Genomic DNA, 25,340 nt, shown 5'->3' with positions numbered 1-25,340 from the left:
TTGGCACATTGCGTCTCCACGTCTTGACGCGTCAGGGACGAGTCTCAGACGGGGCCATCCGCCAGCCAATCGGAAGTACGGGAAGAGATGTCGGCACCGAACAAGTCGTACGACCCTGTCGAGGTCGAGGCACTGAAACCGGAAGAGATCGAGCGCGTGCGGGACGAGGCGCTCGCCGCCTTCGCCGCCGCGGACTCGCTCGAGGCGCTTCAGGAGGCCAAGGTCGCGCACACCGGCGGCACGTCGCCGCTGTCGCTCGCCAACCGCGAGATCGGCGCGCTGCCCCCGCAGGCCAAGGCCGCCGCGGGCAAGCTCGTGGGCCAGGCCCGCGCCGCCGTCGGCCGGGGCCTCGCCGCCCGCCAGGCCGAGCTGGAGGCCGAGCGCGACGCGCGCGTCCTGGTCGAGGAGGCCGTGGACGTCACGCTGCCCTACGACCGCACCCCTGCCGGTGCCCGCCACCCGCTGACGACCATGATGGAGCGCGTCGCCGACGTCTTCGTGTCCATGGGGTACGAGGTCGCGGAGGGCCCCGAGGTCGAGGCGGAGTGGTTCAACTTCGACGCCCTGAACTTCACGCCGGACCACCCGGCGCGGCAGATGCAGGACACCTTCTTCGTCCAGGGCCCCGAGGGCACCGAGGGCGACGAGTCGGGTGTCGTTCTGCGTACGCACACCTCTCCCGTGCAGGCCCGCACGCTGCTCGACCGCGAGCCGCCGGTCTACGTCGTCTGCCCCGGCCGGGTCTTCCGCACCGACGAGCTGGACGCCACCCACACCCCCGTCTTCCACCAGATCGAGTTGCTCGCGGTGGACGAGGGCCTGACCATGGCCGATCTGAAGGGCACCCTCGACCACATGGTCAAGGCGCTCTTCGGTGACGACATGAAGACGCGCCTGCGCCCGAACTACTTCCCGTTCACCGAGCCGTCCGCCGAGATGGACATGGTCTGCTACGTGTGCCGCGGCGAGTCCGTCGGCAACCCGGACCGTCCCTGCCGCACCTGCGGCAGCGAGGGCTGGATCGAGCTGGGCGGCTGCGGCATGGTCAACCCGCGCGTGCTCACCGCGTGCGGCGTCGACCCCGAGAAGTACAGCGGATTCGCCTTCGGGTTCGGCATCGAACGGATGCTGATGTTCCGCCACAACGTCGAAGACATGCGAGACATGGTCGAGGGTGACGTCCGGTTCACCCGGCCGTTCGGGATGGAGATCTGATGCGGGTCCCGCTTTCCTGGCTGCGGGAGTACGTCGACCTCCCCGCCACCGAGACCGGCCGTGACGTGCAGGCCAAGCTGGTCGGCGTAGGCCTTGAGGTCGAGACCGTCGAGCAGCTCGGCGCCGACCTCAAGGGCCCCCTCGTCGTCGGCCAGGTCCTTACCATCGAGGAGCTGGAGGGCTTCAAGAAGCCGATCCGGTTCTGCACCGTCGACGTCGGCACCGCCAACGGCACGGGTGAGCCGCAGGAGATCGTCTGCGGCGCCCGGAACTTCGCCGTCGGCGACAAGGTCGTCGTCGTGCTGCCCGGCGCCGAGCTGCCCGGCGGCTTCGCGATCGCCGCGCGCAAGACGTACGGCAAGACCTCGCACGGCATGATCTGCTCCAGCGACGAGCTGGGCATGGGCGACGACGGCACGCACGGCATCATCGTGCTGCCGCCGGAGCACGAGGTGGGCACCGACGCCATCGAGCTGCTCCAGCTCGTCGACGAGGTGCTCGACATCGCCGTCACCCCGGACCGCGGCTACTGCCTGTCCATGCGCGGCATCGCCCGCGAGACCGCCACCGCGTACGGGCTCCCGCTGCGCGACCCGGCGCTCCTGGACGTGCCCGCGCCGAACGCGCACGGCTACCCGGTCAAGGTCGCCGACCCGATGGCCTGCGACCGCTTCACCGCCCGCACGGTCACCGGGCTCAGCCCCGAGGCCCGCTCGCCGATCTGGCTCCAGCGCCGCCTGCAGAAGGCGGGCATGCGCCCGATCTCGCTCGCCGTCGACGTCACGAACTACGTGATGCTGGAGCTCGGCCAGCCGCTGCACGCCTACGACCGCTCCCTCGTCCAGGGCGCGATCGGCGTGCGCCGCGCGCTGCCCGGCGAGAAGCTCAAGACCCTCGACGGCGCCGAGCGCACCCTCGACGCCGAGGACCTCGTCATCACCGACGACCGGGGCCCGATCGGCCTCGCCGGTGTCATGGGCGGCGCCAACACGGAGATCGCCGATCACGAGGAGGGCGCCGGGACCACCGACGTCGTCGTCGAGGCCGCGCACTTCGACGCGCTGACCATCGCCCGCGCCTCGCGCCGCCACAAGCTGTCCTCCGAGGCGTCCAAGCGCTTCGAGCGCGGCACCGACCCGCAGGCCACGGCCGCCGCCGCGCAGCGCGTCGTCGACCTGCTCGTGCTGCTCGCGGGCGGCACCGCCGAGCAGGGCGTCACCGAGGTCATCGCGCCGGGCGCCCCGCGCACCATCACGATCCCGGCCGACCACCCGGACAAGGTCGCGGGCGTCGCGTACGGCCGCGAGACCGTGGTGCGCCGCCTCCAGGAAGTCGGCTGCGACGTCTACGGGCAGGACTCCCTGACGGTCACCGTGCCGTCCTGGCGCCCGGACCTGACCGACCCGAACGACCTGGCCGAAGAGGTCATCCGTCTTGAGGGCTACGAGAACCTGCCCTCCACGCTGCCGAAGCCCCCGGCGGGCCGCGGCCTGACCGAGCGCCAGCGCACGCACCGGCGTGTGGGTCGCGCCCTGGCCGGTGCCGGATACGTGGAGGCGCTGAGCTACCCGTTCATCGGGGAGTCCGTCTTCGACCAGCTCGGTCTGGAGAAGGACGACCCGAAGCGCCGCGTCGTCACCCTCGTCAACCCGCTCTCCGACGAGGAGCCCGCCCTCCGTACGACGCTGCTGCCGGGCCTGCTGTCCGCGCTGCGCCGCAACGACGGGCGCGGCAGCCACGACCTGGCCCTCTTCGAGACGGGCCTGGTCTTCCACCCGCAGGACGAGCTGCGCATCGCCACCCGCCTGGGCGTGGACCGCCGGCCCACCGAGGACGAGGTCGCCGCGCTCACGGCGGCGCTCCCGAACCAGCCCCGGCACGTCGCGGTCGTCCTCGCGGGCGCCCGTGAGCAGACCGGCTGGTGGGGCAAGGGCACCCCGGCGACCTGGGCCGACGCCGTCGAGGCGGCGCGCGTCGTCGCCCACGAGGCGGGCACCGAGCTGGTCGTCGAGCAGGGTCAGTACGGGCCGTGGCACCCGGGCCGGTGCGCCGCCCTGTACGTCACGGTCGACGGCGCCAAGACGCTCGTCGGGCACGCCGGTGAGCTGCACCCGCGCGTCGTCAAGGCGCTCGGCCTGCCCGCCCGCACCAGCGCGATGGAGCTGAACCTCGACCTCGTCGAGGAGGCCAGTGCCGGTGTCGTGCGGGCGCCGCGGATCTCCACGTTCCCCGTCGCCACCCAGGACGTCGCGCTCGTCGTCGACAAGGACGTCCCGGCCACGACCGTCGAGGACGCGCTGCGCGCGGGCGCCGGTGAACTCCTGGAGTCGCTGCGCCTGTTCGACGTGTACGAGAACGCGGAGCAGCTCGGCGAGGGCAAGAAGTCCCTGGCCTACGCGCTGCGCTTCCGTGCCGCCGACCGCACGCTGACCGTCGACGAGGCCAGCGCGGCCCGTGACACGGCGGTCGCGCGGGCGGCCGAGACCACGGGCGCGGTGCTGCGCGGCGCGTAAGCGGCGAGCGCACGGCTCCCGTGAGGGGCGCATCCGGTAACTCCGGGTGCGCCCCTCACTCGTTCGGGTGACGACCTCCCATGAGGCGTCCTGATCGCGGGCAGGCGTTGTGGAACCGCCGCCGGGTCCTCCGGCGTGCGCGCTTGCACACAGGGCCGAGGGGGCCGTCGGCATGACGATGCGGAGCAGGACCAGGGCGCCCACCCGCACCACCTTCCGGGCCCGCTTCCGGCGCGCGGCGCTGCTCGGACTGCCCACGCTGTGGGGCGGCGCCGCCGTCACCTGGGAGCTGACCTGCCCGCTCGCCCGGCAGGACACCCTGACCGCGCGGATCGTCAGCAGCGCGGTGTTCTTCCTGGTCGGCAGCGGGCTGATCCTCCACGTACGGCAGGGGCTGCTGCGGGAGCTGCGGGACGTCAAGGCCGTCGCGGGCGCCGCCCAGTCCGTGCTCCTGCGGCCGCTGCCCGCGCGGCTCGACGGGTTCGCGCTCGCCGCGGGCCAGCTCTCCGCCGACCCCGCCGCCAGCATCGGCGGCGACCTGTACGACGTCGTCGCCACCGATCACGGCGTCCGGGTCGTCATGGGCGACGTGCGCGGCCACGGGCTCGGCGCGCTCGCCGGGGTCGGCGCCGTCCTCGGCAGCTTCCGCGAGGCCGCCCACGACGAGGCCGAACTCACCGGTGTGCTGCGGAGACTGGAGCGGGCCCACGACCGTCATCTGCGCAGGCACGCACGCGACGAGCATCCGGCCGTCCCGGACGAGAAGTCCGACTGCCCGCTCTCCGAGGAGTTCGTGACCGTGCTGCTCCTGGAGATCCGGCGGGACGGCACCGTGTACGCCCTCAACTGCGGCCACCCCTGGCCGTACCTGCTGCGGCCGGGCGCCGCGCGCTGCGCCGAACCGCTGACCGGCGGCGAACCGATGCCGCCGGTCGGCATGTTCCCGCTGCCCGCCGGTCTGGCCCCCGCGCGGATCGGGTGGTTCGCGCCGGGGGAGGGGCTGCTCCTGCACACCGACGGCATGGAGGACGCCCGCGACGTTCATGGCCGGTTCTTTCCCCTGAAGGACGAGCTCAGGGCCGTGGTGCGCCGCCGCAGGACGATCGTGCCGGAGGCCGTCGTCCGCGCCGTGTACGGCCGTTTCCTCGGCCACGCGGGCGGCCACCCCGGGGACGACGCGGCCCTGCTGGTCCTGCGCAACGACCGGGGGCGCGTCCCCGTCCAGCACCCGGAGCCCGCCGCACGCTCCGCGCAGCGGGTGCACTGATCTCTCTGTCGTGGATCGCGGCGCCGGGCGCCGTCCGCCCGCCGCGGAGTTGTGGGCAGGCGAGCGGGCGGACGGCGCGGGATCGGACCGCCGTCTGGAACGAGGGGGAGCCGGCGGCCCGGTCGGCCTCTTGCGAGGCAGTTCAGTCAAGCGGGTGGAAACCGGCCAGAACAGAGTGCAGACGGCCCGGAGTTGGGCATTCCGTTCACACCCCGTGTGAAGGCACCGGGACTACGCTGGGCAGCAGTGAGCCTACGGAGGGCATCCATGCAGCCCAACACCCTGCTCGACGCGATACTCGACGAGGCCGGGATCTCCCACGCGGGCCTCGCGGCCCACGTCAACCACGCGGGCCGCACCCGTGGTCTGGCGCTGCGCTACGAGCACACCGCCGTCGCCCGCTGGCTGAAGGGCCAGCGCCCGCGGGGCCAGGTCCCCGACCTGATCTGCGAGGTGCTCAGCGGGCGCCTCCAGCGCCACGTCACCCTCGACGACATCGGCCTCGGCATCCCCGGCGAACCGGTGGCCCCGCACGCCTCCTCGCTCTCCGGCTTCGTGGAGCGGGCCACCGCGGTCTGGCGCTCCGACGAACAGCAGCGCCGGCACATCCTCGACGCCCCCGCCGTCACCGGCACCCCCGCGGTCATGCCCGTATGGGAGTGGGAGAACCCGCCCGAGGACACCGACGTCTCACGCGGCGGGCGCCATGTCGTCAGCCCCGCCGACATCGAGATGATGCGCTCCGCCCGCACCCACTACGAGCAGATGTACCGCAAGGCGGGCGGCATCGCGACGCGCACCCGGATCGTCGGCTTCCTCAACGCGGAGGCGACACCGCTGCTGCGCGGCAGCTACACCGACGCCACGGGCCGCCAGCTGCACCGGGCCACCGGCGGGCTCGTCGCCATCGCGGGCATCTGCGCCTACGACTCCGACGCGCACGGCCTCGCCCAGCGCTACTTCCACCAGGCGCTGCGCCTGGCGAAGGCCAGCGGGGACAGGGGGCTCGGGGCGTACGTGATAGCGCTCCTGGTGAACCAGTCGCTGCACATGCGCGAGCACCGGCAGGCCGTCGCCTTCGCCGAGGCCGCGCTGCGGGCCGCCGGGCGGCACATCACCCCGGCGCTCGCCTCCGATCTGTATGCCATGCAGGCGAAGGCGTACGCCCACCTCGGCGACGGTACGAGCGCGCTGGAGTGCATCCGGCGTGCCGAGTCCGCCGCCGACCGCATCCGGCGGGGGCACGAACCGGACGAGACGGGTTACGTACAGCCCGGGTTCGTCAACGTACAGGTCGCGGAGGCGTTGTTGAGCCTCGGCGACTACGCGGGGGCCCGGGAGCACGCCACCGAGGCCGTGCACACCCCGGCGCACGACCGCGGCCGGGTGCACCGGCTCGCGGTGCTCAGCCAGATCCAGCTCAGACAGGGCAACACCGAACAGGCCGTCGCCACCGCCGTCGAGATGGCCGAGGCCGCGCGGGGGATGGAGTCCCAGCGCCTGCGCGACAGACTCCGGATGGTCCGCGAGCACCTGATGCGCAGCGGCTGCGCCGGCACGGCGGAGGCCGCCGAACTGATCGACGGGGCGCTGCGCGTTCCCCTCTGAGCCCTCACCGGGGAGCCCGGTTCCGCCACTGCTGCGATATTGCCAGCAACTCGGCGGAAGGTGGCAGAACCGTGCAGTGGACGAAACAAAACGAACAAACTGTGTATGAAAACCGGTGGTTCACCGTCAATCTGGCGGACGTCGAACTCCCGGACGGCCGACACCTCGACCACTTCCTCATCCGGCTGCGGCCGGTGGCGGTGGCCACCGTGGTGAACGAGGCCAACGAGGTGCTGCTGCTGTGGCGGCACCGCTTCATCACCGACAGCTGGGGGTGGGAACTGGCCGCGGGCGTCGTCGAGGACGGCGAGGACATCGCGGACGCGGCCGCGAGGGAACTGGAGGAGGAGACCGGCTGGCGACCGGGACCTCTGCGGCACCTGATGAGTGTCGAACCGTCCAACGGGCTCACGGACGCCCGGCACCACATCTACTGGACCGACGAGGGAACATACCTCGGCCACCCCCAGGACGACTTCGAGTCGGACCGCAGAGAGTGGGTCCCGCTCAAGCTCGTCCCCGACATGATCGCTCGTGGAGAGGTCCCGGCCGCCAATATGGCGGCCGCGCTACTGCTCCTGCACCATATGCGGCTCGGCTAGCGCCTCCCGCGCGCTAATGCCCGACCGCCTGCCAGATCGCGATGGCCAGGGCTCCGATCGCCGTCAGCGCGGCGACCGCGGGCAAGGGCCATCGGGTGTGCTCCAACGCGCTGATCCGCGAGGACAGATCGTCCTGATCCTTGACGGTCTGGTCGTCACGGTGAGCGAGAAGGGTGAGTTGGCCGTCGATCCGAGTCAGACCTACCTCGAAGACACGGCGTAACTCAGCGAGTTCCTCCGGGACCACGGAATACTCCGGGTCGGTGGTCACTGATCCGCTCCTTTCTGTAGTCGTCTCATCCCTGATGTACGCAACAAAAGTGAACTCGCCAGGTGGACGCGGCGACAGCGTGTGCGGAAGGCATATGCGGGTCACCGTCGCACTCCCCGTGCGAACGCAGTGGGCCCGGTGCTCCGAAGAGCACCGGGCCCACTGACGAACACGGAGTGTGTTCGGGTCCGTATCGGATCGGTCGGTCAGGCGTAGGTGTAGAACCCCGAGCCGGTCTTGCGGCCGAGCCTTCCCGCGTCGACCATCCGCTGCAGCAGCGGCGGAGCGGCGTACAGCGGCTCCTTGTACTCGGCGTACATCGAGTCCGCGATCGAGGCGATGGTGTCGAGGCCGATCAGGTCCGACAGCTTCAGCGGGCCCATCGGGTGGGCGCAGCCCAGCTCCATGCCGTTGTCGATGTCCTCGCGGCTGGCGATGCCGGACTCGAACATCCGGATCGAGGAGAGCAGGTACGGCACCAGCAGCGCGTTCACCACGAACCCGGAGCGGTCCTGGGCGCGGATCGCGTGCTTGCCGAGGATCTTCTCCACCAGGGCCTGGGCGCGGCTGATCGTGCCCTCGGACGTGGTGAGCGCCGGGATCAGCTCGACGAGCTTCTGCACGGGCGCCGGGTTGAAGAAGTGGATGCCGATGACGTGGTCGGGCCGGGACGTCGCCACGGCCAGCTTCACCAGCGGGATGGACGAGGTGTTCGAGGCGAGGATCGCGTCGGGACGGGTCACGACCTGGTCGAGGACCTGGAAGATCTCCGTCTTGACCTGCTCGTTCTCCACGACCGCCTCGATGACGAGGTCCCGGTCGGCGAACTCGCCGAGGTCCGTGGTGAAGGTGAGCCGCTCCTGCGTCTCCGCCAGCTCCGCCTCGGTGATCTTGCCGCGCTCGGCCGCCTTGGCGAGTGAGTTGAGCAGCCGGGTCCGCCCGATCTCCAGGGCCTCGCCGGTGGTCTCGGCCACCATCACGTCCAGGCCGCTGCGGGCGCACACCTCGGCGATGCCGGCCCCCATCTGGCCACAGCCCACCACGCCCACGCGTGTGATGTCAGTCAAGGCGTCCGTCACCTCGTGCCTTTCGCTGTTTCGTCCGGGGCCGCCGGCAGGCAGAATCCTCCCGGGCCTTCTCGGAGCTGCACGTTACCCCGTACACCTGGGGCGGGTGCAGCCTGGGTTAACGCCTGTTCATCCAGGGACTACCGTGACACACGACATCGGGGGGAACCATGGGACGTATCTCACGCCGCGCCTTCGCTCTCGGCGCCGGGCTCGCCCTGGCCGGGCTGACCGCCGGTGACGCCGTCGCGGGCAGCGGGCACCGCCGCCACCGGCCCCGGCACGACATGCGCGGCATGTGGCTGGCGACCGTCGCGAACCGGGACTGGCCCTCGCGCCCCGGCCTCACCGCCGACCAGCAGCGCGCCGAGCTGCTCGCGCACCTGGACACGGCCGTGCGCCGCAAGCTGAACGCGGTGATCTTCCAGGTGCGGCCCACCGCCGACGCCCTGTGGCCGTCCCCGCACGAGCCGTGGTCGCAGGTGCTCACCGGGGTGCAGGGCAAGGACCCGGGCTGGGACCCGCTCGGCACGGCCGTGCGCGAGGCCCATCGCCGCGGGCTCCAGCTGCACGCCTGGTTCAACCCGTACCGCGTCGCCAACCACACCGACCCGTCCCGGCTGGTGGCGACGCACCCCGCGCGCGTCCACCCCGGCTGGGTCGTCCCGTACGGCGGGAAGCTGTACTACAACCCGGGGCTTCCCGAGGTACGCCGGTTCGTGCAGGACGCCATGCTCGACGCGGTGAGGAAGTACGACATCGACGCCGTCCACTTCGACGACTACTTCTATCCGTATCCGGTCGCGGGCCAGACCTTCGACGACGACGCGGCGTACGCGCGGTACGGCGACGGCTTCCCGGACCGGGCGGCCTGGCGGCGCGACAACATCGACCGCCTGGTGCGCGAGATGTCCGGCCGGATCGAGCGGACCCGGCGCGGGACCCGGTTCGGGATCAGCCCCTTCGGGGTGTGGCGCAACCGGGCCACCGACCCGGAGGGCTCGGACACCACGGCGGGCGTGCAGACCTACGACGACCTGCACGCGGACACCCGTAAGTGGGTGCGCGAGGGCTGGATCGACCACGTGGTGCCGCAGGTGTACTGGAATCTCGGCTTCCCCGCCGCCGACTACGCGAAGCTCGTGCCGTGGTGGGCCGCGACCGTACGGGGCACGGGCGTCGACCTCTACATCGGTGAGGCCCTCTACAAGGCGGGCGACCCCGCGCAGCCCGCCGCCTGGCAGGACCCCGCCGAGCTGTCCCGGCACCTCACTTTCGCGGGGCAGTTCCCCGAGGCGCGCGGGCACGTCTACTTCTCCGCGAAAGAGGTCGGCCAGGACACGAACGGCGCCCTGGCACGGGCCGTCGCGGACCACTACGGCCGGTTCTAGGACAGGTCCCCGTTCCAGGACGGGCCCCCAGGGGCCCGGCTCACTCCTTGCGGCCGGTGACCGGCTGGACCACCGCGTCCGGGCCCGGGGACATGATGGCCTCGTGGCCGTCCTCGAACCGGACGCGGAACGGGGGGCCGCCGTCGGCGCCGAGGACTTCGATGATCTGCGCGACCCGGTCGTGCTGACCGACGATCCGACCGTGCATCAGGAGCCGGTCGCCTACGGTTGCGTGCATCAGGAGTGACCCCCTCGCCGTGCCCGTATGTTGCGGCAAGTCTACGGCGGGACAGGGGAGTTGGGACCCCGGTCGTTCGGTCAGCCGCGAGCGCGCTGGGTGACCGCGATGCACACCAGAACCGCGACCGCGGTGAGCGGGGCGGCGGCCGTCAGCGACTCGCCGAGCAGGAGCACCGACCACACGAGCGTCAACAAGGGCTGCGCGAGTTGGAGTTGGCTGGCCTTGGGGATGCCGATGAGGCTCATGCCCTTGTACCAGACGACCAGGCCGAGGAACTGCGAGCCCGCCGCCACCCACAGCAGGCCCGCGACCGCGTGCCCGGTCAGCCGCACCGGCTCGGCCGCCAGCGCGACCGCCGCGCCCGCCACGGCGAGCGGCAGGCACAGGACCAGGGCCCAGGCGATGACCTGCCAGCCCGGCATGGCCGAGGCGAGCCGGCCGCCCTCGGTGTACCCGGCCGCGCAGATCAGCAGCGCACCGAACAGATACAGGTCGGCCCTGGTCAGGGCGCCACCGCTCTGCTGCACCGTGAACGCGATCACCGCCGCCGCGCCCGCGCACGCCGCGATCCAGAAGGCGCGGGAGGGCCGGGCCCCGGTGCGCAGCGAGGAGAACACGGCCGTGGTCAGCGGCAGCAGGCCCACGACGACCGCCGAGTGCGCGGTCGTCGCCGACTGGAGGGCCAGCGTGGTCAGCATGGGGAAGCCCAGGACCACGCCCGCGCCGACGACGGCCAGGCCCGCCCAGTGCCGCCGCTCCGGTACGGGAACGCGCAGGACGAGGAGGCCGCCGCCCGCGACGAGCGCCGCGAGCACGCTGCGGACGGCCACGAGCGACCAGGGGCCGAATCCTTCGAGGCCCCAGGCGGTGGCGGGGAAGGTGAGCGAGAAGGCGAGGACGCCGAGTGCGGCCAGGACCGTGCCGGGTGCGGTGGCCCGCTGTCGAGCGGGGGCGGTGGCGGGCTCCGGTACTCCGGAGATGGAGACGGCCCCCGTTTCCCCGGAGGCGGTGACGGCTTCTGGTTTTACGGAGGCGGTGACGGCTCCCGGTTCCCCGGAGGCGGTGACGGCTTCTGGTTCTCCGGAGGCGGCGACTGCTATCCGGGGCCTGGCGGTAGCGCTATTCTGTGTCCTCATGCAAGAGCGTAGCAGCGTGAGTGAACTGGCGAAACAGCTGAGGGGCGAGCTGGACCGCTACTCCGAGGGTGAGAAGCTGCCGTCGAGCCGGGCGCTCGTCGACCGGTTCCGGGTCAGCCCGGTCACCGTCTCCCGCGCGCTCGCCCAGCTCGCCGGGGAGGGGCTCGTGGTGACCCGCCCGGGAGCGGGAGCCTTCAAGGCGGCGCCGCGCGCGACCGCCCCCGTCGGCGACACCTCCTGGCAGGAGGTGGCCCTCAGCGCCGACTCCGCCACCGAGGCGGTGCCGCGCTCGGTCGACGCCTCGGGGGTGCTCGTCACGCTGGCCGCGGCGCAGCCCGGCGTCATCGAGTTCAACGGCGGCTACCTGCACGAAGCGCTGCAACCCGTCGGCGCGATGTCCGCCGCCCTCGCCCGCGCGGGGCGCCGCCCCGGCGCCTGGAACCGGCCGCCCATCGACGGCCTGCCCGAGCTGCGGGACTGGTTCGCGCGCGGCATCGGCGGCGCGATCACCGGCGCCGAGGTCCTGGTCACCTCCGGCGGCCAGTCGGCGCTCGCCACCGCGTTGCGGGCGCTCGCCCCGCCCGGCGCCCCGGTCCTGGTCGAGTCGCCCACCTACCCCGGCATGTTGGCGCTCGCGCGGGCCGCGGGCCTGCGCCCCGTGCCCGTCCCCGTCGACCGGGACGGCGTCCGCCCCGAACTGCTCGCGCAGGCGTTCCGGGCCAGCGGCGCCCGCCTGTTCGTGTGCCAGCCGCTGTTCCAGAACCCGACCGGCGCGGTGCTCAGCGCCGAACGCCGCCCCGAAGTGCTGCGCATCGCGCGCGAGGCCGGGGCCTTCGTCGTCGAGGACGACTTCGTGCGCCGCCTCGCGCACGAGGACGCGGGCCCGTTGCTGCCCCCGCTGGCGAGCGACGACCCGGACGGAGTCGTCGTGCACGTCAGCTCGCTCACCAAGGCGACCTCGCCGAGCCTGCGCATCGGCTGCCTCGCCGCGCGCGGCCCCGTCCTGGAGCGGCTGCGCGCCATCCAGGTCGTCGACCACTTCTTCGTGCCGCGCCCCCTGCAGGAGGCCACGCTCGAACTCGTCGGCTCACCGGCCTGGCCGCGCCATCTGCGCACCGTGGCACGGGAGTTGCGCGGCCGCAGGGACACGCTGGCCGCCGCGCTCGCCGCCCGTCTGCCCGAGCTGGCCGTGGGCCACGTCCCCGTCGGCGGCTACCACCTGTGGGCGCGCCTGCCCGACGGCACGGACGAGGGCCGGCTCGCCGCGGGCGCGCTGCGGACGGGCGTCGCGGTGGCCCCGGGGCGCCCGTACTTCGCGGCGGAGCCCCCGGCCCCGTACCTGCGGCTGAGCTTCGTGGCGGTGGCGGGGACGGGCGAGATCACCGAGGGCGTACGGCGTCTTGCGGCGGCCTTCGGTAATCCGTGACGAGGACCAGATCCTTGGCCGGGCCGCGCACCCGCCACACCGTCCGCCAGCTGTCGGCGTCGTACACCTCGAACTCACCCCGGTAGAGATCCGCCGAGCAGGGGTGATCGGCGATGTGGTGACCGTCGCGCAGGTCGAGGCCGTGGAAGAAGCGGCCGTCGGCGAAGTGGACGACCGCGGTGCCGGGCTCCTCGCCCGGCAAATAGCGCAGGGTCCGCTCGGCGGGGCGCGCGACGCCGCGCCACTCGAACGTGCCTGACTCGAAGTGCAGGAGCCCGCCGCCACCCTCGGTGGTGAACTCCGTGGTGCCCGTGAACGTGCCGGTCACGTCCTCGGCGAGATCCCGCACGGTCCGCTCCACGCTCCAGGTCCCGGCCAGGAACGCCAACGCGTCGGAAACCGGCCAGAGTTCGCCCGCCACACCCATCACTCCCGTACACCTCTGCGCGAACCGTTGACGCGCGTACCGCCGCTTCCTATCTTGCCGTTCGCAGTTTAGGACGTCGTACGAAATCTCGAACCAGACCGCGCATGATCAGGCTACGGACAAAGGGTGCACGCATGACGCGAGAACGACGACGCACACACTGGAGGATCGGACTCGGCGCCGCGGTGGGCTCCCTGCTCGCCGGGACCGCCGTACTGCCGTCGACGGCGGCCGCCGGGACGACCGGGGTCTCGGCGGCGACCGACTACACCGTCACCGTCGACCCGGCCCGCACGGGCGCGGCCATCGACGACACCATGTACGGCGTCTTCTTCGAGGACATCAACCGGGCCGCCGACGGCGGGCTCTACGCCGAACTGGTCCAGAACCGCTCCTTCGAGTACACGACCGCCGACAATGCCGCGTACACCCCGCTCACCGCCTGGACCACCAGCGGAACGGCCCGCACCGTCGACGACGACGGCCGCCTGAACGACCGCAACCGCACCTACCTCGCCCTCGGCGCCGGATCCTCCGTCACCAACTCCGGCTACGGGACCGGCCTCACCGTCCGCAAGGGCGCCCGCTACGACTTCTCGGTCTGGGCCCGCGCCGACGCCGCGCTCACCGTCACCCTCGCCGACGCGGACGGCGCCCTCGCCGCACCCAGGCGCGTGGCGACGCGGGGCGGCTGGGCCAAGTACACGGCGACCTTCACCGCCACGCGCGCGAGCACGACGGGCCGCCTCACCGTCGCCGCCGACCGGGCCGCCGCGCTCGACATGGTGTCGCTCTTCCCGCGTGATACGTATAACGGCCGCACGAACGGCCTGCGCAAGGACCTCGCCGAGAAGATCGCCGCCCTGAAGCCGGGCTTCGTGCGCTTCCCCGGCGGCTGCCTCGTCAACACCGGCTCCATGGAGGGCTACGACGCCGCCTCCAGCTATCAGCGCAAGCGCGCGTACCAGTGGAAGGACACGATCGGCCCGGTCGAGCGGCGCGCCACCAACGCCAACTTCTGGGGCTACAACCAGAGCTACGGCCTCGGCTACTACGAGTACTTCCAGTTCAGCGAGGACATCGGCGCGATGCCCCTGCCCGTCGTGCCCGCCCTCGTCACCGGCTGCGGCCAGAACAAGGCCACCGACGACGACGCTCTGCTCAAGCGGCACATCCAGGACACGCTCGACCTCATCGAGTTCGCCAACGGCCCGGTCACGAGCGAGTGGGGCAGGAAGCGCGCACAGATGGGCCACCCCGAGCCCTTCCACCTCACCCACCTGGAAGTCGGCAACGAGGAGAACCTGCCCGAGCAGTTCTTCGCGCGTTTCACACAGTTCCGCGCGGCCATAGAGGCGCGCTACCCCGACGTCACCGTCATCTCCAACTCCGGGCCCGACGACAGCGGCACCACCTTCGACACCGCCTGGAAGCTCAACAAGGACGCCGATGTCGACATGGTCGACGAGCACTACTACAACAGCCCGCAGTGGTTCCTCCAGAACAACGACCGCTACGACTCCTACGACCGGAGCGGCCCCGAGGTCTTCCTCGGCGAGTACGCCTCCGGCGGCAACACCTTCGGCAACGCCCTGTCGGAGGCCGCGTACATGACGGGCCTGGAGCGCAACGCGGACGTGGTGAAGCTCGCCTCCTACGCGCCGCTGCTCGCCCGTGAGGACACCGTGCAGTGGCGGCCCGACATGATCTGGTTCGACGACCGGAAGGCGTGGGGCTCCGCCTCCTACGAGGTGCAGAAGCTCTTCATGCGCAACGTCGGTGACCAGGTCGTCCCGTCCACCGCCACGGCCACGCCCGCCACGACCGCGCCCGTCACCGGCGCCGTCGGCCTGTCGACGTGGGCGACCAGCGCCGCCTACGACGACGTACGGGTCACGGGCGCCGACGGCGCGGGCCTGCTGAGCGACGACTTCAGCGGCGACGCCTCGCAGTGGACCGGGTCCGGCAGCGGCAGCTGGAGCGTCCAGGACGGGCAGTACGTACAGAGCGACGAAGCCGCCGAGAACACCATGGTCACCGCGGGCGACCCGGCCTGGCATGACTACGACCTGCACGTGAAGGCCACGAAGAAGGCCGGCAAGGAGGGCTTCCTCGTCGCGTTCGGCGTCAAGGACACCGGCGATTACTACTGGTGGAACCTGGGCGGCTGGAACAACACCCAGAGCGCCGTCGAGCAGGCGGTGAACGGCGGCAAGTCGACCCTCGTCGCCAAGCCGGGCTCGATCGAGACCGGCCGCGCCTACGACATCGACATCAAGGTGCGCGGCCGCCAGGTCACCCTGTACCTCGACGGCCAGGAATGGGGCTCCTTCAAGGACGACAAGCCCGCCGAGCCGTTCCGCCAGGTCGTCACGCGCGACAAGAGGACCGGCGACCTGATCGTCAAGGTCGTGAACGCCCAGGACGCCCAGGCGCGTACGAGGGTGGAGCTCGGCGGCAGGGTCGCGAGGACCGCGGCCGTGACCACGCTCGCCGCGGCGCCCGACGCCACGAACACCGCGACCGAGACCCCGGTGGCCCCCGTGACCTCCACGTTCACGGGCGTCGCCGACACCTTCACGTATACGTTCCCGGCGAACTCGGTCACGTTCCTGCGCATCAAGCAGCGCTGAGCAGGTACGCGTAGGCTCCACCCCTTCTCCTCGACGGCTTCCTTGATTGCATAAACGTGCATGGAGACGTATAGTCATGCCATCGAGGAGGAGGGTTCCATGGTGGTACGCGCTGCGGTTGCGGGAGCGAGTGGGTACGCGGGCGGCGAAGTGCTGCGCCTGCTGCTCGCCCACCCCGAGGTGGAGATCGGCGCCCTGACGGGCAACTCGAACGCGGGACAGCGGCTCGGCGCGCTCCAGCCGCACCTGCGCCCGCTCGCCGACCGCGTCCTCCAGGAGACCACCCCCGACGTGCTCGCCGGGCACGACGTCGTCTTCCTCGCGCTGCCGCACGGGCAGTCCGCCGCCGTCGCCGAACAGCTCGGCCCGGACGTCCTCGTCGTCGACATGGGCGCCGACTTCCGGCTGAAGGACGCGGCGGACTGGGAGAAGTTCTACGGCAGCCCGCACGCAGGGACCTGGCCCTACGGGCTCCCCGAGCTGCCGGGCGCCCGCACCGCCCTCGCGGGCAGCAAGCGCGTCGCCGTACCCGGCTGCTACCCGACCGCCGTCTCCCTCGCCCTGTTCCCCGCGTACGCGGCGGGGCTCGTCGAGGCCGAGGCCGTGATCGTCGCCGCGTCCGGCACCTCCGGCGCGGGCAAGGCCGCCAAGCCCCACCTCCTCGGCAGCGAGGTCATGGGGAACATGACGCCGTACGGCGTGGGCGGCGGCCACCGGCACACCCCCGAGATGATCCAGAACCTCAGCGCGGCGGCGGGGAAGCGGGTCTCCGTCTCCTTCACGCCGACGCTCGCGCCGATGCCGCGCGGCATCCTCGCCACGTGCAGCGCCAAGGCCGCCCCGGGCACCACCGCCGAGACCGTGCGCGCCGCGTACGAGAAGGCGTACGCCGACGAGCCCTTCGTCGACCTGCTGCCCGAAGGGCAGTGGCCCGCCACGGCCGCCGTGTACGGGTCGAACGCCGTACAAATCCAGGTCGCGTACGACGAGGCGGCCGGCCGCGTCCTCGTCATCAGCGCCCTCGACAACCTCACCAAGGGCACCGCCGGCGGCGCCCTGCAATCCATGAACATCGCCCTGGGTCTCGACGAGACCACCGGGCTCTCGACGATCGGAGTCGCGCCGTGAGTGTGACGGCAGCCAAGGGATTCCAGGCCGCGGGCATCGCCGCCGGGATCAAGGAGAGCGGGAACCCGGACCTGGCCCTCGTGGTCAACCGAGGCCCCCGCCTGGCCGCCGCGGGCGTCTTCACCTCCAACCGCGTCAAGGCCGCCCCCGTCCTCTGGTCCGAGCAGGTCCTCAAGGGCGGCCTCGTCTCGGCCGTCGTCCTCAACTCCGGCGGCGCCAACGCCTGTACGGGGCCGCAGGGCTTCCAGGACACGCACGCCACCGCCGAGAAGGCCGCCGAGGTCCTCGGCCTGAACGCGGGGGAGGTGGCCGTCGCCTCCACCGGCCTCATCGGCGTCCTGCTGCCCATGGAGAAGCTGCTCCCCGGCGTCGACATCGCCGCGGGCAAGCTCTCCGAGCACGGCGGCGAGAAGGCCGCCATCGCCATCAAGACCACCGACACCGTGCACAAGACCGCCGTGTACGAGGGGGACGGCTGGACCGTCGGCGGCATGGCCAAGGGCGCGGGCATGCTCGCCCCCGGCCTCGCCACGATGCTCGTCGTCCTCACGACCGACGCCGACCTCGACAGCGAGGTGCTGGACAAGGCGCTGCGCGACGCCACCCGCCTCACCTTCGACCGGGTCGACTCCGACGGCTGCATGTCCACCAACGACACGGTGCTGCTGCTCGCCTCCGGCGCCTCGCGGATCGCCCCCGAGTACGCCGCGTTCGCGGAAGCCGTCCGCACCGTCTGCGACGACCTCGGCCGCCAGCTCATCGGTGACGCCGAGGGCGCCAGCAAGGAGATCAAGGTCGAGGTGGTCAACGCGGCGAGCGAGGAGGACGCCGTCGAGGTGGGCCGCTCCATCGCCCGCAACAACCTCCTCAAGTGCGCCATCCACGGCGAGGACCCCAACTGGGGCCGCGTCCTGTCCGCCATCGGCACCACGAAGGCCGCCTTCGAACCGGACCGGCTGAACGTCGCGATCAACGGCGTCTGGGTCTGCAAGAACGGCGGCGTCGGCGAGGACCGCGACAAGGTCGACATGCGCTTCCGCGAGGTGACCATCACGGCCGACCTCGCCACGGGCACCGAGACGGCCACCATCTGGACGAACGACCTGACCGCCGACTACGTCCACGAGAACAGCGCGTACTCGTCATGACCGAGACGCACAGCAGCAGTCAGCCCACCGCGCGGAAGCACACCGCGCTGCCCAAGGCCCGCACCCTCATCGAGGCGCTGCCCTGGCTGACCCGCCACCACGGCAAGACCGTCGTCATCAAGTTCGGCGGCAACGCCATGGTCGACGAGGAGCTGAAGGCCGCCTTCGCGCAGGACGTCGTCTTCCTGCACCACGCCGGGCTCAAGCCCGTCGTCGTGCACGGCGGCGGACCGCAGATCAGCAAGGCGCTCGACCGGCACGGCATCGTCAGCGAGTTCAAGGCGGGCCTGCGCGTCACCACCGAGGACGCCATGGACGTCGTACGGATGGTGCTCGCCGGGCAGGTCCAGCGCGAGCTGGTCGGCCTGCTCAACCAGCACGGCCCCCTCGCCGTCGGCCTCACCGGCGAGGACGCGCACACCATCACCGCCACCAAGCACCAGCCCCGCATCGAGGGCGAGCTGGTCGACATCGGTCGCGTCGGCGAGATCACCGAGATCGACACCGGCGCCATCGAGGCCCTGCTCGCCGACGGCCGCATCCCGGTCGTCTCCTCGATCGCCCGCTCCCAGGACGATCACCATGTCTACAACGTCAATGCTGATACGGCGGCTGCGGCACTCGCTGCTGCGCTGGACGCCGAGACGCTGATGGTCCTGACCGACGTCGAGGGCCTCTACGAGGACTGGCCGCACTCCGACGAGGTCATCAGCCGGCTCACCGCCACCGAACTCGAGAAGCTGCTCCCCGAACTGGCGAGCGGCATGGTGCCGAAGATGGAGGGCTGCCTGTACGCCGTGCGCAACGGCGTGCACACCGCCCGCGTCATCGACGGCCGGGTCCAGCACTCGATCCTGCTGGAGATCTTCACGGACGAAGGCATCGGCACGATGGTCGTGCCCGACGCGGAGGGGGAGACCGAGGTATGAGCGGCAACGAAGAACTGACGTCGCGCTGGCAGGGCGCCCTGATGAACAACTACGGCACCCCGCGCCTGCCCCTGGCCAAGGGCGCCGGCGCAAAGCTGTGGGACGCCGACGGCAAGGAGTACCTCGACTTCGTCGGCGGCATCGCGGTCAACGCGCTCGGCCACGCCCACCCCGCGGTCGTCGAGGCGGTCTCCACCCAGATCGCCTCCCTCGGCCACGTCTCGAACCTCTTCATCGCCGAGCCGCCCGTCGCACTCGCCGAGCGGCTGCTCCAGCTCTTCGGCCGCGACGGCGCCGTCTACTTCTGCAACTCGGGCGCCGAGGCGAACGAGGGCGCGTTCAAGATCGGCCGGCTCACCGGCCGCCGGCACATGGTCGCCACGACCGGCGGCTTCCACGGCCGCACCATGGGCGCCCTCGCCCTCACCGGCCAGCCCGGCAAGCAAGACGGCTTCACCCCGCTCCCGGGCGACGTCACGCACGTCCCGTACGGGGATGCCGACGCACTCCGCGCCGCCGTCACCGAGGAGACGGCCTTCGTCATCATCGAGCCCATCCAGGGCGAGAACGGCGTCGTGATGTCGGGCGACGGCTACCTCAGGGCGGCCCGCGAGATCACCCGCGCCACCGGCACCCTCCTCGTCCTCGACGAGGTGCAGACCGGCGTCGGCCGTACCGGCCACTGGTTCGCGTACCAGGCGGAGGACGGCATCGACCCGGACGTCGTCACGCTCGCCAAGGGGCTCGGCGGCGGCCTCCCGCTCGGCGCGACGATCGCCTTCGGCGAGGCGGCGAAGCTGCTCAAGCCCGGCCAGCACGGCACGACGTTCGGCGGCAACCCCGTCGCCTGCTCCGCCGGGCTCGCCGTCCTCGACACCATCGCCGCCGAGGACCTCCTCGCCAACACCAAGCGCGTGAGCGAGAAGCTCACGGCCGGAATCGAATCGCTCGGCCACCCGCTGGTCGGCCATGTCAGGGGCGCGGGCCTCCTGCTGGGTATCGTGCTCACCGGGCCGCGCGCACCGCAGGTGCAGCAGGCGGCCCAGGACGCGGGCCTCCTGGTGAACGCGCCCGCACCCGACGTCGTCAGGCTCATGCCGCCGCTGAACCTGACCGACGCCGAAGCGGACGCGTTCCTCGCGGCGCTGCCCGCCGTCCTGGACACGGCCGCGGCCGACGGGGAAGCAGGGATCTGAGGAATGGGACGACGACGATGACCAGCAAAGCGGAGAAGGCGGAGAACGACGCGCGGGCCGCGACCAACGCCGCGCTCGCGCAGAGCCCCCACGGCCCTGCCGTCCCGCAGACGCGCACCGCGCGCCACCGCCGGATCGTGGACATCCTCAACCGGCAGCCGGTGCGCTCCCAGAGCCAGCTGGCGAAGCTCCTCGCGGACGACGGGCTCAACGTCACGCAGGCCACGCTCTCCCGTGACCTGGACGAACTCGGCGCGGTCAAGATCCGCAACACCGGCGGCGAGCTGATCTACGCCGTGCCCAGCGAGGGCGGCTTCCGCACCCCGCAGGCACCGCTCGGCGAGTCGGCCAAGGAGGAGCGGATGCGCCGCCTCGCCGGTGAGCTGCTCATCTCGGCGGAGGCCTCGGCCAACCTGGTGGTGCTCCGCACGCCCCCGGGCGCGGCCCAGTTCCTCGCCTCCGCGATCGACCAGGCCGAACTCCACGTCATCCTGGGCACGATCGCGGGCGACGACACGCTGATGCTGATCAGCAGAGACCCGGAGGGCGGCCAGTCCTTGGCGGAACACCTGCTCCGCTTGGCACAGAACGAGCACTGAGCCCTCCGGCAGTGTTCAGCGCCGGTCCGGCAAATCAAGCCCCTCCGGCGATTGAGGAGCAGGGTCCGGGGCAGAGCCCCGTGACCTCGGCCCCAGCACCGGTGCAAGATCAGCCCCGCTTGGCAACCTCAGAACTCCGGGCCCGATAAGACATCCACGCGGCAACCAGCGCCCCGGACACGTTGTGCCACACGGAGAACACCGCGGCGGGCAGCGCGGCCAGCGGACTGAAGTGGGCCGTGGCCAGGGACGCGGCGAGCCCGGAGTTCTGCATACCGACCTCGAACGCCATCGCCCGCGACGAGGGCGGCCCGAGCCGGGCGACCTTCCCGGCACCGTAGCCGAGGGCGAGCCCAAGCCCGTTGTGCAGCACCACGGCAAGGAAGACGAGCGCCGCCGCCGACTTGATGGCCTCGGCGCTGCCCGCCACCACCACCGCCACGATCACGGCGATGGTCAGCGCGGAGAGCCACGGCAGCACCTTCAGGACCCGGTCCACGTACCGGCTGAGCAGCAACCGCACGACGAGCCCCGCAAACACGGGGAGCAGCACGGTCTTCAGGATGTCCGTCATCATCGACCCGGCGTCCACCGGCAGGTACGCGCCCGCGAGCAGCAGCGTCAGCGGCGGCGTGATCAGCGGCGCGAGGACGGTGGAGACCGTGGCGACGGAGACCGAGAGGGCGACGTCGCCGCGCGCCAGATAGGTCACGACGTTGGACGCGGTGCCGCTCGGCGCGCAGCCGACGAGGATGACACCGGCCGCGAGCTGCGGGGAGAGGCCCAGCGCGTGGGCGATGGCCCAGCCGAGCCCCGGCATGATGACGTAGTGCGCGACGAGCCCGAGCGCGACGGCCCACGGCCGCTGGGCGACGCCCTTGAAGTCGCCCAGCGTCATCGTCAGACCCATGCAGAACATCACGACGCCGAGGAGATAGGGCACGTTGGTGCCCCATCCGGCGAAGGTGTCCGGAGTGACGAGCCCCAGCGCGCCCGCGGCGAGGACGAGGACGGGAAAGACGGTGACCGCGAGCCGGGCAGCCCGGTCGGCGGACCCGCCCGCCCCGGACGGCGTCCCGGTCCCAGATCCGGTCCTGGTCCCGGTCTCGGCGGAGGCGGAGGTCGTGTGTTCGGTTTCGCTGTGCACAGGCCGATGCAACGCCGTGGACCTGCGCGGACGCAATCGCGTCTCGATATGTGGTCGCTACACGCGCTTCGCGTGCCAGCGGGATACAGCGGGATGCGGGGCTCAGTACCTGGTCAGCGCCGTCGCCCCGCCCGCCGTCCCGATCGCGATGTGCGGAGCCTTGCCCGGCCGCACCCACGACAGGATCCGCCGCATGTCCGCCTTCGGCACGGAGACGCAACCGGCCGTCGCCGCGCGCCCGTTGACGTGCAGGAAGATCCCGGCCCCCCGGCCGCGCACCGGGCGCTGGTAGTTGAACCCGATGACCAGCGCGTGCGCGTACTGCGTCGGAAAGGACGCGAGCCGCTCGGACTCGGCGGCGCGGCAGTCGCGCGGGCGCGGATCGGTCCACCGGTTGTAGGAGCGCGAGCGGTTGTCCTCGCACCACCAGGAGGTGGAGCGCACCCGGCGGTACGACACCGAGGTGCCGGCCGGGGCCGCCGCCTTGCCGAACGCGAACGGCAGGTCGTAGAGCCCGGTCGGCGTCGTGTTCGTGCCCTGCTTGCGCCGCACCCCCTCGACGAGCCCCTTCGCGCCGAACCGCGCCCGCGCCGCACCGGCCTTCACCCAGCGCCCGTCCGGCAGCCGGTTCCACCACGTGACGGTGCCGCTGGTGGAGGACGTCCGCGCCGCCTGCGCGGTGATCAGCTGGCTGCCGCCGCCCGTGTCCGCCATACGGGCGGGCAGCGGACGGCGGCGGAGGCGGAGGGCACGGCGCCGAGCGCGGCGCAGAGGGCCACGGCGCCGGCGAGACCTGCTCGTGCGGCGAGTGAGGGACGCATGGTCAGAACGTAGCGGGCGGCAGCGGCAACGGCAGCCCCGGTAGCCCGTCCAGGCTGGTTCCGATGTACTCCTTCTTCTGAAAGTAGGCGTCGAGCGAGGCGTCGTCCTCGCGCGCGAACCGCTTGCCGTGCAGGTCGCGGTCCTCGTCGTACGTCATGAACGGCACCCCGTACCCGCAGGTGTCCCGGACGAGTTCGGCCCGTACGACGATGATCGCCCGCAGGCCGTGCTGCGTCGGGTCGATGTCGGGGAAGTGGGCGAGCAGCTCCGTGAAGCGCGGGTCGTCGCGGAAGACGGGCTCGCCGCGCCCGTGCACCCGGACGATGTTGGGCGGGCCCTGGAAGGCGCACCACATGAGCGTGATCCGGCCGTTCTCGCGGAGGTGGGCGATGGTCTCCGCGTTGGAGCCCGCGAAGTCCAGGTAGGCGACGGTCAGTTCGTCGACCACGGCGAAGGACCCCTTGAGGCCCTTGGGGGAGAGGTTGACCGTGCCGTCGCCGTCGAGCGGCGCCGTGGCGGTGAAGAAGACCGGCTGGGACTCGATGAAGGTGCGCAGGCGACCGTCTATGCGCTCGTAGCTTTTACCCATGCCGGGATTATGGCCCTTGCCGCCCGCCGCATTGACGATTCATGCGGAACTCTGCATAATCATGCACAGCGACACTGGACCGCTACCGGACCGGCTTGAGGAGCAGCACGTGAGCAGCAACACCGGCGATGTCCGCCTCTGGGGCGGCCGGTTCGCCGACGGCCCCGCCGAGGCCCTGGCGAAACTCTCCGCCTCCGTCCACTTCGACTGGCGCCTCGCCCCGTACGACATCGCGGGCTCCCGCGCCCACGCGCGCGTGCTGCACAAGGCCGGGCTGCTCACCCAGGACGAGCTGACCCGCATGATCGCGGGCCTCGACGAGCTGGAGTCGGCCGTCGCGGACGGCTCCTTCGTCGGCACCATCGCCGACGAGGACGTGCACACCGCCCTGGAGCGCGGCCTCCTGGAGCGCCTCGGCCCGGACCTCGGCGGCAAGCTGCGCGCGGGCCGCTCGCGCAACGACCAGGTGGCGACGCTCTTCCGGATGTACCTGCGCGACCACGCCCGGATCATCGGCGGCCTGATCGCCGACCTCCAGGAGGCGCTGGTCGGCCTCGCCGAGGCGCACCCGGACACCGCCATGCCGGGCCGCACCCACCTCCAGCACGCCCAGCCGGTGCTCTTCGCCCACCACGTCCTGGCCCATGTCCAGTCGCTGTCGCGGGACGCGGAGCGGCTGCGCCAGTGGGACGAGCGGACGGCGGTCTCCCCCTACGGCTCGGGCGCGCTCGCGGGTTCCTCGCTCGGCCTCGACCCGGAGGCGGTCGCGGCGGACCTCGGCTTCGAGCACGGCTCCGCCGCCAACTCCATCGACGGCACGGCCTCGCGGGACTTCGTCGCCGAGTTCGCGTTCATCACGGCGATGATCGGCGTCAACCTCTCTCGGATCGCCGAGGAGGTCATCATCTGGAACACGAAGGAGTTCTCCTTCGTCACCCTGCACGACGCCTTCTCCACCGGCTCCTCGATCATGCCGCAGAAGAAGAACCCGGACATCGCCGAGCTGGCGCGCGGCAAATCCGGCCGCCTCGTCGGCAATCTGACCGGCCTGATGACGACCCTCAAGGCCCTCCCGCTCGCGTACAACCGCGACCTCCAGGAGGACAAGGAGCCGGTCTTCGACTCCTGCGACCAGCTGGAGATCCTGCTCCCCGCGTTCACCGGCATGATGGCCACGCTCACGGTCAACCGGGAGCGGATGGAGGAGCTGGCCCCGGCCGGTTTCTCGCTCGCCACCGACATCGCCGAGTGGCTGGTCAAGCAGGGCGTGCCGTTCCGCGTCGCGCACGAGGTCGCGGGCGAGTGCGTCAAGGTCGCCGAGTCCGAGGACAAGGAGCTCGACGAGCTGACCGACGACCAGTTCGCGAAGATCTCCGAGCACCTCACCCCCGAGGTCCGTACGGTCCTGAACGTGCCGGGGGCGCTCGCCTCCCGCTCCGGCCGCGGCGGCACAGCACCGAGCGCGGTCGCCGTCCAGCTCGCCGAGGTCAAGCGGGACCTGACGGTGCAGCGGGCGTGGGCCGACGCCAAGCAGTAGCCGCACCAGCGCACAGCAGAGGGCCCGGCTCGTCCGTACGCGGACGGGCCGGGCCCCCGCGCGTTCTCATGGTTCAGCGCCGGGAGCGGTTCAGCGCCGGGACCGCGCCCCGCTCCCGTAACTCGACATGTCCAGCAGCAGCCCGATCAGCACCACGAACCAGCCGATGCCCTGCACCCCGACGACGGGGGCGTACGCGAAGACGTAGGCCAGGGTCGTCCACGGCACGAACAGCAGGCCGAGGAACGGCAGGAGCCTGCCGGTGAAGGCGCGGTCCACCACATTCGTGAACAGCCAGGCGAGCACGAGCGCGACCCGCGGCCCGATCGCCGCCATCACCGCGAAGACGCAGCACCCCATGCCCGAACCTCCCGAACCAGCCGACCACACTCCCCACAGTCGTAACACTGGGTGAACGGACCGGCTACTGGAGTGACCTCGCGCGCCC

At 71.8% G+C, this 25,340-nt stretch carries 22 protein-coding genes and 1 pseudogene; 14 read left to right on the top strand and 9 right to left on the bottom strand.

The window, feature by feature from the left end:
- The first annotated feature begins 87 nt into the window (after positions 1–87).
- The 5 genes from pheS to N5I75_RS06125 all read left to right on the top strand — a co-directional run bounded on the left by pheS (position 88) and on the right by N5I75_RS06125 (position 7,205).
- Positions 88–1,215, top strand: a complete 1,128-nt coding sequence (gene pheS / locus N5I75_RS06145) for a phenylalanine--tRNA ligase subunit alpha (RefSeq protein ID WP_476675112.1) — start codon at positions 88–90, stop codon at positions 1,213–1,215.
- The gene (gene pheT / locus N5I75_RS06140) at positions 1,215–3,728 is read left to right on the top strand and encodes a phenylalanine--tRNA ligase subunit beta (protein WP_476675111.1); all 2,514 of its coding nucleotides are present in this window, start codon (positions 1,215–1,217) and stop codon (positions 3,726–3,728) included. The genes pheS and pheT overlap by 1 nt, the downstream gene beginning before the upstream one ends.
- Positions 3,729–3,900: 172 nt before the next feature.
- Positions 3,901–4,995, top strand: a complete 1,095-nt coding sequence (locus tag N5I75_RS06135; protein ID WP_476675109.1) for a PP2C family protein-serine/threonine phosphatase — start codon at positions 3,901–3,903, stop codon at positions 4,993–4,995.
- A gap of 267 nt (positions 4,996–5,262) precedes the next feature.
- Entirely contained in the window at positions 5,263–6,603 is a 1,341-nt protein-coding gene (locus N5I75_RS06130) for a tetratricopeptide repeat protein (RefSeq protein WP_476675107.1), read from the top strand.
- Positions 6,604–6,674: 71 nt separating this feature from the next.
- Positions 6,675–7,205: an NUDIX hydrolase gene (locus N5I75_RS06125; RefSeq protein ID WP_476675105.1), complete on the top strand. Its 531-nt coding sequence runs from the start codon at positions 6,675–6,677 to the stop codon at positions 7,203–7,205.
- 13 nt (positions 7,206–7,218) lie between these two features.
- Here the strand turns inward: N5I75_RS06125 and N5I75_RS06120 are convergent, their stop codons facing one another.
- Entirely contained in the window at positions 7,219–7,476 is a 258-nt protein-coding gene (locus N5I75_RS06120; protein WP_394435435.1) for a hypothetical protein, read from the bottom strand.
- 206 nt (positions 7,477–7,682) lie between these two features.
- Positions 7,683–8,543, bottom strand: a complete 861-nt coding sequence (locus N5I75_RS06115) for a 3-hydroxybutyryl-CoA dehydrogenase (protein WP_476675102.1) — start codon at positions 8,541–8,543, stop codon at positions 7,683–7,685.
- Between the two features lie 170 nt (positions 8,544–8,713).
- Here N5I75_RS06115 and N5I75_RS06110 point away from each other — a divergent pair, with 170 nt between their 5' ends.
- On the top strand, positions 8,714–9,934 hold the full coding sequence (locus N5I75_RS06110; protein ID WP_476675100.1) for a glycoside hydrolase family 10-like protein: 1,221 nt from the start codon (positions 8,714–8,716) through the stop codon (positions 9,932–9,934).
- A 40-nt stretch (positions 9,935–9,974) separates the two neighbouring features.
- On the opposite strand, the gene N5I75_RS06105 is transcribed toward N5I75_RS06110, so the two are convergent.
- Both N5I75_RS06105 and N5I75_RS06100 read right to left on the bottom strand, forming a co-directional pair.
- Complete coding sequence (locus tag N5I75_RS06105; RefSeq protein WP_476675098.1) at positions 9,975–10,172, bottom strand: DUF1918 domain-containing protein; 198 nt, start codon at positions 10,170–10,172, stop codon at positions 9,975–9,977.
- A gap of 80 nt (positions 10,173–10,252) precedes the next feature.
- On the bottom strand, positions 10,253–11,311 hold the full coding sequence (locus N5I75_RS06100; protein ID WP_476675096.1) for a DMT family transporter: 1,059 nt from the start codon (positions 11,309–11,311) through the stop codon (positions 10,253–10,255).
- Here N5I75_RS06100 and N5I75_RS06095 point away from each other — a divergent pair.
- Positions 11,310–12,737 (top strand): aminotransferase-like domain-containing protein, encoded by a 1,428-nt coding sequence (locus N5I75_RS06095; RefSeq protein WP_476675094.1) that lies wholly within the window; start codon positions 11,310–11,312, stop codon positions 12,735–12,737. The genes N5I75_RS06100 and N5I75_RS06095 overlap by 2 nt on opposite strands.
- Here the strand turns inward: N5I75_RS06095 and N5I75_RS06090 are convergent.
- Positions 12,691–13,164: a DUF6314 family protein gene (locus tag N5I75_RS06090; protein WP_476675092.1), complete on the bottom strand. Its 474-nt coding sequence runs from the start codon at positions 13,162–13,164 to the stop codon at positions 12,691–12,693. The two genes, N5I75_RS06095 and N5I75_RS06090, sit on opposite strands and share 47 nt — an antisense overlap.
- Before the next feature lie 134 nt (positions 13,165–13,298).
- Between N5I75_RS06090 and N5I75_RS06085 the strand changes: the two genes are divergently transcribed.
- From N5I75_RS06085 to N5I75_RS06060, 6 genes are all read left to right on the top strand, one after another.
- Complete coding sequence (locus N5I75_RS06085; RefSeq protein ID WP_476675090.1) at positions 13,299–15,797, top strand: alpha-L-arabinofuranosidase C-terminal domain-containing protein; 2,499 nt, start codon at positions 13,299–13,301, stop codon at positions 15,795–15,797.
- Between the two features lie 99 nt (positions 15,798–15,896).
- Positions 15,897–16,925, top strand: a complete 1,029-nt coding sequence (gene argC / locus N5I75_RS06080) for an N-acetyl-gamma-glutamyl-phosphate reductase (RefSeq protein ID WP_476675088.1) — start codon at positions 15,897–15,899, stop codon at positions 16,923–16,925.
- The gene (gene argJ, locus N5I75_RS06075; protein ID WP_476675086.1) at positions 16,922–18,073 is read left to right on the top strand and encodes a bifunctional glutamate N-acetyltransferase/amino-acid acetyltransferase ArgJ; all 1,152 of its coding nucleotides are present in this window, start codon (positions 16,922–16,924) and stop codon (positions 18,071–18,073) included. Before argC ends, argJ begins: the two co-directional genes overlap by 4 nt.
- Positions 18,070–19,002, top strand: a complete 933-nt coding sequence (gene argB, locus N5I75_RS06070) for an acetylglutamate kinase (RefSeq protein ID WP_476675084.1) — start codon at positions 18,070–18,072, stop codon at positions 19,000–19,002. The genes argJ and argB overlap by 4 nt, the downstream gene beginning before the upstream one ends.
- The gene (locus tag N5I75_RS06065; protein WP_476675082.1) at positions 18,999–20,198 is read left to right on the top strand and encodes an acetylornithine transaminase; all 1,200 of its coding nucleotides are present in this window, start codon (positions 18,999–19,001) and stop codon (positions 20,196–20,198) included. The genes argB and N5I75_RS06065 overlap by 4 nt, the downstream gene beginning before the upstream one ends.
- A 17-nt stretch (positions 20,199–20,215) precedes the next feature.
- Positions 20,216–20,797 carry an arginine repressor gene (locus tag N5I75_RS06060; RefSeq protein ID WP_476675080.1) on the top strand — a complete coding sequence of 194 codons (582 nt, stop codon included), beginning with the start codon at positions 20,216–20,218 and terminating at the stop codon, positions 20,795–20,797.
- A 109-nt stretch (positions 20,798–20,906) separates the two neighbouring features.
- On the opposite strand, the gene N5I75_RS06055 is transcribed toward N5I75_RS06060, so the two are convergent.
- From N5I75_RS06055 to N5I75_RS06045, 3 genes and pseudogenes are all read right to left on the bottom strand, one after another.
- On the bottom strand, positions 20,907–21,944 hold the full coding sequence (locus N5I75_RS06055) for a bile acid:sodium symporter family protein (RefSeq protein ID WP_476675078.1): 1,038 nt from the start codon (positions 21,942–21,944) through the stop codon (positions 20,907–20,909).
- A 102-nt stretch (positions 21,945–22,046) separates the two neighbouring features.
- Positions 22,047–22,765 (bottom strand): annotated as a pseudogene (locus tag N5I75_RS06050) (L,D-transpeptidase family protein).
- 2 nt (positions 22,766–22,767) lie between these two features.
- Positions 22,768–23,355, bottom strand: a complete 588-nt coding sequence (locus N5I75_RS06045; protein ID WP_476675076.1) for a pyridoxamine 5'-phosphate oxidase family protein — start codon at positions 23,353–23,355, stop codon at positions 22,768–22,770.
- Between the two features lie 109 nt (positions 23,356–23,464).
- On the opposite strand from N5I75_RS06045, the gene argH reads away from it, so the two are divergent.
- Positions 23,465–24,892 (top strand): argininosuccinate lyase, encoded by a 1,428-nt coding sequence (argH, locus tag N5I75_RS06040; RefSeq protein WP_476675074.1) that lies wholly within the window; start codon positions 23,465–23,467, stop codon positions 24,890–24,892.
- A 90-nt stretch (positions 24,893–24,982) separates the two neighbouring features.
- Here argH and N5I75_RS06035 read toward each other — a convergent pair whose 3' ends face one another.
- Positions 24,983–25,252 carry a hypothetical protein gene (locus tag N5I75_RS06035; protein WP_476675072.1) on the bottom strand — a complete coding sequence of 90 codons (270 nt, stop codon included), beginning with the start codon at positions 25,250–25,252 and terminating at the stop codon, positions 24,983–24,985.
- Between the last annotated feature and the right edge of the window lie 88 nt (positions 25,253–25,340).

Source organism: Streptomyces sp. R818 (assembly GCF_056172735.1).
Note: the sequence above shows the minus strand (reverse complement) of the source record. Positions and strands in the feature narration are given on the sequence as shown.

Coding starts and splice junctions, on each gene's coding strand:
- argC (WP_476675088.1), top strand. CDS start 15,897: ATGGTGGTACGCGCTGCGGTTGCGGGAGCGAGTGGGTACGCGGGCGGC.
- pheT (WP_476675111.1), top strand. CDS start 1,215: ATGCGGGTCCCGCTTTCCTGGCTGCGGGAGTACGTCGACCTCCCCGCC.
- N5I75_RS06105 (WP_476675098.1), bottom strand. CDS start 10,172: ATGCACGCAACCGTAGGCGACCGGCTCCTGATGCACGGTCGGATCGTC.
- argB (WP_476675084.1), top strand. CDS start 18,070: ATGACCGAGACGCACAGCAGCAGTCAGCCCACCGCGCGGAAGCACACC.
- N5I75_RS06135 (WP_476675109.1), top strand. CDS start 3,901: ATGACGATGCGGAGCAGGACCAGGGCGCCCACCCGCACCACCTTCCGG.
- N5I75_RS06095 (WP_476675094.1), top strand. CDS start 11,310: ATGCAAGAGCGTAGCAGCGTGAGTGAACTGGCGAAACAGCTGAGGGGC.
- N5I75_RS06060 (WP_476675080.1), top strand. CDS start 20,216: ATGACCAGCAAAGCGGAGAAGGCGGAGAACGACGCGCGGGCCGCGACC.
- N5I75_RS06065 (WP_476675082.1), top strand. CDS start 18,999: ATGAGCGGCAACGAAGAACTGACGTCGCGCTGGCAGGGCGCCCTGATG.
- N5I75_RS06090 (WP_476675092.1), bottom strand. CDS start 13,164: ATGGGTGTGGCGGGCGAACTCTGGCCGGTTTCCGACGCGTTGGCGTTC.
- N5I75_RS06100 (WP_476675096.1), bottom strand. CDS start 11,311: ATGAGGACACAGAATAGCGCTACCGCCAGGCCCCGGATAGCAGTCGCC.
- N5I75_RS06085 (WP_476675090.1), top strand. CDS start 13,299: ATGACGCGAGAACGACGACGCACACACTGGAGGATCGGACTCGGCGCC.
- pheS (WP_476675112.1), top strand. CDS start 88: ATGTCGGCACCGAACAAGTCGTACGACCCTGTCGAGGTCGAGGCACTG.
- N5I75_RS06110 (WP_476675100.1), top strand. CDS start 8,714: ATGGGACGTATCTCACGCCGCGCCTTCGCTCTCGGCGCCGGGCTCGCC.
- N5I75_RS06130 (WP_476675107.1), top strand. CDS start 5,263: ATGCAGCCCAACACCCTGCTCGACGCGATACTCGACGAGGCCGGGATC.
- N5I75_RS06035 (WP_476675072.1), bottom strand. CDS start 25,252: ATGGGGTGCTGCGTCTTCGCGGTGATGGCGGCGATCGGGCCGCGGGTC.
- N5I75_RS06045 (WP_476675076.1), bottom strand. CDS start 23,355: ATGGGTAAAAGCTACGAGCGCATAGACGGTCGCCTGCGCACCTTCATC.